The 8,513-nt window shown below is 73.8% G+C and carries 6 protein-coding genes and 1 pseudogene; 3 read left to right on the top strand and 4 right to left on the bottom strand.

Annotated features, from left to right (window positions below; all coding sequences use genetic code 11):
- Positions 1-3 precede the first annotated feature (3 nt).
- Both TR46_RS33095 and fabG read left to right on the top strand, forming a co-directional pair.
- Positions 4-1,191 (top strand): acetyl-CoA C-acyltransferase, encoded by a 1,188-nt coding sequence (locus tag TR46_RS33095; RefSeq protein WP_042409411.1) that lies wholly within the window; start codon positions 4-6, stop codon positions 1,189-1,191.
- 105 nt (positions 1,192-1,296) lie between these two features.
- Entirely contained in the window at positions 1,297-2,055 is a 759-nt protein-coding gene (gene fabG / locus TR46_RS33100) for a 3-oxoacyl-ACP reductase FabG (RefSeq protein WP_042409416.1), read from the top strand.
- A gap of 183 nt (positions 2,056-2,238) precedes the next feature.
- Here the strand turns inward: fabG and TR46_RS33105 are convergent, their stop codons facing one another.
- Together TR46_RS33105 and TR46_RS33110 are read right to left on the bottom strand one after the other, a co-directional pair.
- Positions 2,239-3,264, bottom strand: coding sequence for an NAD-dependent epimerase/dehydratase family protein (locus TR46_RS33105; RefSeq protein WP_042409418.1), 1,026 nt, complete (start codon positions 3,262-3,264; stop codon positions 2,239-2,241).
- Positions 3,265-3,379: 115 nt separating this feature from the next.
- Entirely contained in the window at positions 3,380-3,643 is a 264-nt protein-coding gene (locus TR46_RS33110) for a hypothetical protein (protein WP_042409420.1), read from the bottom strand.
- 141 nt (positions 3,644-3,784) lie between these two features.
- Here TR46_RS33110 and TR46_RS33115 point away from each other — a divergent pair, with 141 nt between their 5' ends.
- Complete coding sequence (locus TR46_RS33115) at positions 3,785-5,278, top strand: SDR family NAD(P)-dependent oxidoreductase (RefSeq protein ID WP_042409423.1); 1,494 nt, start codon at positions 3,785-3,787, stop codon at positions 5,276-5,278.
- Between the two features lie 31 nt (positions 5,279-5,309).
- Here TR46_RS33115 and TR46_RS33120 read toward each other — a convergent pair whose 3' ends face one another.
- Together TR46_RS33120 and TR46_RS33125 are read right to left on the bottom strand one after the other, a co-directional pair.
- Positions 5,310-6,638, bottom strand: coding sequence for a hypothetical protein (locus TR46_RS33120; protein ID WP_236655630.1), 1,329 nt, complete (start codon positions 6,636-6,638; stop codon positions 5,310-5,312).
- Positions 6,639-6,795: 157 nt separating this feature from the next.
- Positions 6,796-8,513: pseudogene (locus TR46_RS33125) on the bottom strand (hypothetical protein); the annotation flags it as partial.

Here is an 8,513-nt window from a genome sequence, read left to right on the forward strand (position 1 = left end):
ACCATGCGTCCCGTCTACTTCGCCGCAGCCCGCCGCACCCCCGTCGGGCGGCTGCGCGGCGCGCTGTCCACCGTCCGTCCCGACGACCTGGCCGCCGCGGCCGTGCGGGCCGTGCTGGACAGCGTGCCCGGGTTGGACCCGGCCCGAATCGACGACGTCTACTGGGGCGCCGCCAACCAGTCCGGCGAGGACAACCGCAATGTGGCGCGGATGGCCGTGCTGCTGGCCGGACTGCCCGAGTCGGTGCCGGGGGCGACCCTCAACCGGCTCTGCGCCTCCGGGCTGGAGGCCGTCACCACGGCGGCGCGGGCCATCGCCTCCGGCGAGGCGGACATCGTGCTGGCGGGCGGCTCGGAGTCGATGAGCCGCGCCCCCTTCGTCCTGCCGCGCGCGGAGACCGCGCTGCCGCACAACGCCGAGATCTTCGATACCAAGCTCGGCTGGCGGATGACCAACCCGCGGATGCGTGAGCTGCACGGCGTGCTGTCGATGGGCGAGACCGCGGAGGAGGTCGCCGCACGCTACGGCGTCAGTCGCGAGCAGCAGGACGCGTTCGCGCTGAGCAGCCATCAGAAGGCCGCGGCGGCGCGGAAGGACGGCCTGTTCGACGCGGAGATCGTGCCGGTGACGCTGGCCGACGGCACGGTGGTCAGCGAGGACGAGTCGATCCGCGCCGACACCACGCTGGAGAAGCTGGCCTCGCTCAAGCCGGTGTTCCGCAAGGACGGCACGGTCACGGCGGGGAACGCCTCGCCGATGAACGACGGCGCGGCGGGGCTGCTGCTGGTCAGCGAGGAAGCGCTGGCGGAACTGGGGCTGGAGCCGATGGGTCGCTATGTCGCCGGCGCGAGTGCGGGGGTGAACCCCGACGTGATGGGGATCGGGCCGGTACCGGCGGTGCGGCGGGTGCTGGCGCGGACCGGTCGCGACATCGGCGGGTTCGACACGGCCGAGTTCAACGAGGCGTTCGCGGCGCAGGCGTTGGCCTGTGTCAACGAGTTGGGCATCGACCCGGCGGTGGTGAACCCGCAGGGCGGCGCGATCGCGCTGGGACATCCGCTGGGCGGGTCCGGGGCGCGGATCCTGACGACGCTGCTGCACCGGATGGTGCGGACGGAGGCGCGGAGCGGGTTGGCGACGATGTGCGTGGGAGTCGGGCAGGGTTCTGCGGTGATCGTTGATCGGGGCTAGTACCGGCCGCGCGGGTTGCTCGCGCGCGCTACTCCGCGGGCACAGCTCCCCATGGGCACAGACCGCGGCCCCTTCTGTGACTGCAACATACTTCTGGAGTGGATCATGACGCGTTTTACCGGGCAGGTCGCTGTCGTCACCGGGGCGGCGCAGGGGATCGGTGCGGCCACCGCTGAGCGGTTGGCGTCGGAGGGAGCGGCCGTCGCCGTGGTCGATCTGACGGCCGAGCGGGCGCAGGGGACGGTGGAGGCGATCACCGCCAAGGGCGGGACCGCCAGGGCCTACGGTTGCGACGTCTCCGATCACGACGCGGTCGAGGCGGTGTTCGCGCAGATCGCGGCGGACCTGGGCGGGATCCACATCCTGGTCAACAACGCCGGGATCACCCGCGACAACCTGTTCTTCAAGATGCCCAGGGCCGACTGGGACGCCGTCATCACGGTCAACCTGACCAGCGCCTACAACTGCTCGCAGGTCGCGCAGCAGTACATGTGCAAGCAGAAGTTCGGCAAGATCGTCTCGCTGAGCTCGCGCTCCGCTCTGGGCAACCGGGGCCAGGCCAACTACGCCGCGGCCAAGGCCGGGATCCAGGGCCTGACCGCCACGCTGGCGATCGAGCTCGGTCCCTTCAACATCAACGTCAACGCCGTCGCCCCCGGCTACATCGCGACCGGGATGACCGCCGCCACCGCCGAGCGGGTCGGCGCGACACCCGAGCAGCACCAGGAGCTCGCCGCAGAGCGCACCCCGCTGCGACGGGTGGGCCGTCCCGAGGACGTCGCCTCGGTGGTCGCGTTCCTGGTATCCGAGGACGCCTCCTACGTCAGCGGACAGACCCTGTACGTCAACGGCGGAGCCCGCTGACCCGCCGCCTCAGCCTCCGGGAAGGGGGAGCCGCGGGGGCAGGGTGCACGCGCTGCACGGCTGGTCGTGCGGTTCCCCGCGCCCCTGAGGTGGTTCAGCTGAACCACCTCAGGTGAGTTGCAGCCCCGTCAGGGGTGCGGGGAACCGCGCGACCAGCCGGCTGCGGTCCGCGGCCGAAGATCCTCAGCGCCGCTGTGCGTCCCAACGCGCCAGGAGTTCGGCCTCGCGGGACGCGGTCATCACCTGGTCGTCCTTCTGGCTGTGGTGGACGTCGAAGGCGTCGTCCATGCCGCCGGGCGCGAAGAGCCAGGCCGCGGTGTCGCGGATGGACTCGGGGACCGGGCGGCAGCGGAGGCCCGCGGCGACGGCCTTGGCGGAGGAGGGGGTCCAGACGGCCGCGAAGTCCTCGTTCTGCGGGGCCCAGAGCGGGAGCTCGGTCCAGGGCTCGACGCCCTGCTCCTGCAGGAACGCGTCGTCCACCCAGACCAGCTCCGCCTTGCCGCCGGTGGCCTCCACGCAGGTGCCCAGGTACTCGCCCCAGGTGGTGTTGGCGGGGGTGCCGCTGGTCAGGTAGGTGCCGCTGCTGCCGTCCATGATCCGGTCCAGGCCGAAGATCGCGATGTCGCGTGCGTCGATGACCTGCATCTCGCGGTCGGGGCTGCCGGGGGCGATCATGCGGCCGCCCGCCGCGGCGCGGCGCAGCCAGACGGCCAGGCGGCGGGCCCGGTCGCCGGGGCCGAGGATCAGTCCGGGCTCGATCACCAGGCTGCGGCCGGGGAAGCCCTCGGTGACCGCGCGCTCGCAGCCGACCTTGAGCTTGCCGTAGCCGCCGCCGTCGGGGCCCGCGTCGGGCTCGCACTCGTGGCGCGGCGAGCTCTCGTCCACGGGCTTGCCGGGCCACTCCGGGTAGGCGTTGATCGTGGAGATCATCAGGTAGGTGTCGGCCGAGCCGGCCAGCGCGGCGACGGAGGAGCCGACCACGCGCGGGACGTAGCCGCAGACGTCGACCACCGCGTCCCAGGGACCGGCCGCGGCCAGCCGCTCCAGGTCGGCGGGGAGCTCGCGGTCGCCCTGCACGACGGTGACGCCGGGCTCGTCCGTACCGGACTGCCCGCGGTTGAAGGTGGTCACCTCCCAACCGCGCGACAGCGCCTCGTGCACGAAGGCACGTCCGAGGAACACGGATCCACCGATCACAAGAAGTCTCATGTGATCGAGTGTCAGCCGGGCGGCCGGGCATACGAAAGAGCCTTCCGCCGTCGGCGGACAATGTCAGCCGACGGCGGAAGGACGGTGCGGGGCTTGCCGTGCGACCCCGCGCCCGCTAGCTCGCCTGTGCGCGCCAGGCGTCGACGCCGGCCTGGGAGGCGGCCTTGGAGACCGCCTTGGCCTGGCGCATGGCGCGGGTGGCCATCTCGGTCGGCGGGGTCTCGAGCTGCTGGACCCAGCCGCGTCCGGCCGTGGCCAGTGCGGTGCCCGCGATCGCGGTGCCGACGAGGGCGAGCAGCGCCCCCGTACCGGTGAGGACCGCACCGGCGGCCAGCATGCGTCGGTTGACCCGGAAGGTCGTCATCTGGTTGTTCGCCATACCCCCACTCTGCGTGCGAGCGGCACCGGCTGCCTCGCGGGTGCGCCATCCGGGTTTGGTCTGCGGCCCGCCGTTGCGTAAGGTGTCGCAGTTGGCATCGCCACACCTCACCTCCCCATTCCACGGAACGGCAGCAGCGGCATGAGCGCAGGACCCGACGGCGGCACGACCCTCACCGAGGCTCCTGCCCAGCAGGCCGAGGCTCCCGGCATCGACCCGGAGCGGCTGAAGCTCGCCCTGGAGGTGCTGGCCGAGCTGGACCGGCTGCCGATCGACCACCCCGACGCGATCGCGGTCCGGCTGGCCACCGCCGGGATCTACCGGACCGTGAAGCACCGCCGCCGCCAGGAGCGCCGGGCCGCCAAGACGGCCAACGACCGCGCCGTGACCGAGGCCACCGCCACCGGCGCCGCCGACCGGATCGACGACGAGACCCAGGGGCTGCAGCTCACCAGCGGCACCAGCGGTCCGATCGCCGGTGTGCTGGAGCGGCCGCGCTCCTGCTACATCTGCAAGACCCGCTATATCGAGGTCGACGCCTTCTACCACCAGCTGTGCCGGCCCTGCGCCCATGAGAACCGGGCCCGCCGGGACGCCCGCACCGATCTGAGCGGCAAGCGCGCGCTGCTCACCGGCGGACGGGCCAAGATCGGCATGTACATCGCGCTGCGGCTGCTGCGCGACGGCGCGCACACCACGATCACCACCCGCTTCCCCAACGACGCGATCCGCCGCTTCACGGCCATGCCTGACAGCGCCGAGTGGCTGCACCGGCTGCGCATCGTCGGCATCGACCTGCGCGACCCCTCGCAGGTGATCGCGCTGGCGGACTCGGTGGCCGAACAGGGCCCGCTGGACATCCTGATCAACAACGCCGCGCAGACGGTACGCCGCTCCGCGCAGGCCTACGCCGAGCTGATCACCGCCGAGGACGCGCCGCTGCCCGCCGGGGAGCTGCCGGAGGCGGTCGTGCTGGGCCGCTTCGACCTCAGCCGCCAGCCGGCCCTGCCCAGCCAGTCGCGCGGCGAACGCGGTGCGCTGAGCGCCCAGGCGCTCACGGCGCTCGCGCTGACCAGCGGCTCGGCCGCGCCCGCGCTGGTCGAGGCGGGGACCGCGATCGACGCCGGCGGCCTGGTTCCCGACCTGGACCCGGTGAACAGCTGGAGCCAGAAGATCGACGAGGTCGACCCGATCGAGCTGCTCGAAGTGCAGCTCTGCAATGTCACCGCGCCGTTCATCCTGGTCAGCCGGCTGCGCCCGGCCATGGCGGCCTCGACGGCGCGACGCAAGTACGTGGTGAACGTGTCCGCCATGGAGGGCCAGTTCAGCCGCGGCTACAAGGGCCCCGGCCACCCGCACACCAATATGGCCAAGGCCGCACTGAACATGCTGACCCGCACCAGCGCCCAGGAGATGCTGGACCAGGACGGCATCCTGATGACCGCGGTGGACACCGGCTGGATCACCGACGAGCGACCGCACCCCGACAAGATGCGCCTGGCCGACGAGGGCTTCCACGCCCCGCTGGACCTGGTGGACGGGGCGGCCCGGGTGTACGACCCGATCGTGCGCGGCGAGCAGGGCGAGGACCTGCTCGGCGTCTTCCTGAAGGACTACGCCCCGTCCCCGTGGTGACGACCACCGCCGCCGGGACCGGCCGCCCGGCCTAGCTGCTGGTGAGCGAGCCGGTCAACCGGGCCAGGTGGCGCTCGACCGAGCCCGGACGGTTGGGGTCCGGGACGTCGCGGCGCAGGGCGAGCAGGTCCGGGCCCAGTCGGCGGGCCAGGTCGTCGTCCTCGATGGCGCGCCAGCAGGCCTCGGCGTTGGCCGCCGCCTGGGTGGTCTCGGGGTCGTCGGAGCCGCGGGTCTCCAGCAGGCTGAGCGCCACCGCACGGTAGAGCTCGGTAGCGACGGCCTGCTGACCCGCCAGCCGGGACACATGGGCGTGCACCTGGCGCACCCGCAGCGCGACCTCCGCGTGCGGGCCGTGCTCGGCCACGGCCTCGTCCTCCAGCTCCTGGGCGAAGGCGACCGCACGGGTGTGCTCCCCCGCGTCGGCGGCGGCCACGATGACGCCGATGGCGATCCGGTAGTCGTCCGGACCGGCGTCCTCTGCCGCGGGCTCCTCCGGGGGCTCCGCTGCGACCGTTTCGGCGACCGCTTCCGCGGCCGTGCGGGACGGTTCCGCCTCGTCGTCGGACTCCTTGCCGGCCGGACCCCTGTCGGGGGCCGTCTCGTCGAGGGCCCGAAGGTGGACCGTCGGCGCGCTCGGGGGGCGCGGCGGTGTGTCGTAAGGACCCACCGCGCCCGACGGCGGGGGCAGTGCCGTGGAGGTCGTCTGCTGCGGGGCGGCTTCGAGGCGGCGGGCCGTGTTGCGGAAGATCTGCCGACCGGGCGCGTGGGTGACCACCAGCAGTACCTCGGGACGCAGCACCGAGTGCACCTGCTGGTGCAGCTCCTCCGGGGTCAGCGTGCCGTTCGCCCCCGGACGGCCGCCGTGCAGGGCCTCGACCAGGGCGCGGGTGAAGGTGCCGACCTGCTGCGGGTCCGGGTTGACCGCCGCCCACAGCGGCAGCCCCAGCCCCAGCGGCGAGGGCACCACCCGGAGCGGCGGCAGGACCGCCTCCTCCGCGCTGAGGTCGGCGACCAGCAGGGTGGCCGTCTCGGCGGGGCGCAGCCGGAGCTCCTCGGCGACCGAGGCCCAGGGCAGCCGGGAGTCGCCCAGGTCCAGCTCGGCCGCCCCGGTGCGGCGGTCCTTGACGAGGTGTCCGCCGAGGTGGACCAGCAGCGGTCCGGGATGCCGCACGGCGGCGCGCAGATGCGCGAGCACACCGGCCGCGTCGGTGGCCGAGGTCAGATGGACGGTGTCCACCGCGTCGGCGGCGAGCAGTACCTGTGGGGCTATGGCGGCGATGATCGTGGAAAGGGCGGGCGCGGGTCGGCCGGGCCGGGGCGGAAAGCGTCTCGCGCTCTGCCCGGCGCCTCCCTCGATCACCAGCACCCGGCCGCGCGGACCGGACCGGGTCTGCGTCCGACCAAGTGAGCCATCGCTCGGCGCCAACGTCTCGCCCGTCACCACGCCACCCCGTCCCCGCAGTTCCGCTGCGAACGTCCAGAAAGCGACACCCTACCGTCGCGGTCCGGCGGCTTCCTCAACCGGTGCCCCGAAGTTCGGCGATCAGGGCGTTGGTCTCGGGCTCCAGCGGCCGTCCGGTGCGGTTGGGGAGACGTTCGAGGCGGGTCACGGCCTTGTTGAGCTGCTCTACGGCGCCGGCGTCGGCGTAGACGCAGAGCAGGTCGCGGTGGAGCAGTTCGGTTTCGGGTGCGGGTTCGAGCCCGGCGAACGCCGCCGCCTCGGCGCCCTGGTGGTCGCCGGCCCGGAGCCGACGGAGGATCAGCTCATGGGCGGCCTCGACGGCCTCCGGCGAGTCGTCGGATTCGGGGTCGTAGGGGGCGGGGTCGTAGGCGGCGGTGCCGGGGCGGGCGGAGCGGTTGCGGACCGACCAGGGGTCCAGCGGGGGTGCCAGTTCGGCCCCGGGCTCGGGGAAGCGGCCCTGGCCGAGCGGGGGGAACGGCCGGACGGGTGCGGGCGGCTCGGGAACGGGCTGGGATTCGGGCTGGGGTTCGGTCTGGGGTTCGGTCTGGGGTTCGGGCGCGGCGGCCTCCGGTGCGTCCTCGGGACGGAACCAGGAGTCGAGGTCCGTCCGACCGGCTTCAGGTCCGGCCTCGGTGCCGGTCTCCCGGAGCAGGGAGGTCCACTGCGCGTACTGGCGGTCCGTCAGCCGCTGGAGTTCGACGGCCAGGCCGAGGCCCGGCAGGTCGGCGCGGCCTCGCGCGGGCAGCGTCCAACGGGCCATCGGCCCGGCTCCCGGCGGGGGCGCGGCGGTGACCACGGCGACGCTGCCGCGCGGGCTGGCGTCCAACAGCCTGCCCAGCGCCTCGGGGATGCTGCCGCTCGGCGCGGTGGGGCAGAGCACGATGTCGGGGGCCCAGGCCTCGCTGACGATCCCCCGCCCCCTGGCCTCGCGAGGGGTGGCCGCCCCCGCGTCCACCAGGGACTGACGTACGGCCAGATCACGGGTGACCACCGCCGCCACCGCGTCCTCCAGGGTGGCGTGGATGTGCAGCCGCCCCTCGGCGGCCGCCTCCAGCTCGTCGGCGACGCCGACCATGTGGATGTTGACCCGGTCGGCGAGCGGGGTGAAGGCCAGCTCCAGGGCGAGGGTGCGCAGCACCTCCGCGATGTCGCGCGGCGATCCCGCGAGGTGCACCAGCCGCACCGCCTCCAGGTCGACCAGGACGATGCCGCCGTCCTCCGTCGTCCCGAAGCTGACCAGGCCGGGATAGGGAGCGGGGACGTCGTCGGCTTCCTCGGGGGTCAGCAGACCCTCCGCGTCGGGGGTGCTCCACCAGACCGTGGAGGCGTGGGCCGCCTGGAACGGTGCCAGCGGAACCGCCGGGGCGGAGAGGTAGAGCTCGACGCTGTGGGTCGGAGTGATGCGCGCCGCGACCAGGGCCGGCAGGCGCCGGCCCTCGGAGACGGCGGTGGCGGCGAGGCTCCGCAGGGCACGGTCGAGCAGGTCGAGCCCGGCCGCGTCCTGACGTGCGCTCAGCGCGGCTTCGAAAGCTGAGGGCTCAGCCGGTGTCTCGGCCGCTGCCTCGACCGGGGCGGCGGGAGGGATCGCCGGGAGCGGGGCCGGGACGGGGGTGAGGCCGGAGTCGGGGGCGGAGTTGGAGTCGGGGGCGGCGGCGGAATGGGCCTCGGGCGCAGGCTCGCCGGTGCGGGCGCCGGGGAGCGGGGCGAGCAGCGCGGGAGGGAGCGGCACCGGCTCCGGTCCGCCGCGCGGGCGGGCGGCCGAGCGGCTGTGGG

This window comes from Streptacidiphilus carbonis, assembly GCF_000787775.1.
Taxonomy (GTDB): domain Bacteria; phylum Actinomycetota; class Actinomycetes; order Streptomycetales; family Streptomycetaceae; genus Streptacidiphilus; species Streptacidiphilus carbonis.